This window comes from Nocardia aegles (genome assembly GCF_052545135.1).
In genome coordinates, this window is record NZ_JBQWRI010000057.1 from 1 (window position 1) to 679 (window position 679).

1 protein-coding gene is annotated in these 679 nt (G+C 67.2%); it reads right to left on the reverse strand.

The window, feature by feature from the left end; all coding sequences use genetic code 11:
- Window positions 1-679: AMP-binding protein (locus ACT89H_RS29430; RefSeq protein ID WP_445111929.1), on the reverse strand; the 679-nt coding region annotated here is incomplete at both ends.

The window sequence follows — 679 nt, forward strand, 5'->3', positions numbered from 1 at the left end:
GCCACTGCGATACATCCGCGAGCCCGGCGCCCCGAACGGGTCGGCCACGAACCGCGTCGCGGTCAACCCCGGACGGCCCAGATACCCGCGCGAGAGCTGCGCGCCGACCACGTGGATCTCCCCGGCCACCCCCACCGGCGCGGGATGCAACCGGTCATCGAGCACGTACGCGGCCAAACCCGGCAGGGCCCGCCCGATCACGCTGGCCGGGTTGTCGACCATCTGCTCGTCCACCGACAGGAACGACACATGCACCGTGGTCTCGGTGATGCCGTACATGTTCACCAACCGCGTCCGCTGCCCGTGCCGCGCATACCAGCGACCCAGCTTCCGCAGATCCAGCGCCTCCCCACCGAAGATCACATACCGCAACCCCAGCTCACCCCTACCCGCCGCGGCGCGGTCGGCCTCCACCAACTGATAGAACGCCGACGGCGTCTGGTTGAGCACCGTCACCCGCTCATCGATCAGCAACCGACGGAACTGCTCGGGTGAGCGGGAAGTCAGGTAGTCGACCACCACCACGCTGCCGCCGTGCGCCAGCGCGCACCACAACTCCCACACCGAGAAATCGAACGCGTAGGAATGGAACAACGTCCACACATCGGTTTCGTCGAACCCGAACAACGGCTGGGTGTTGGCGAACAACTCGATCACGTTGCGGTGCGCGACCCCCACC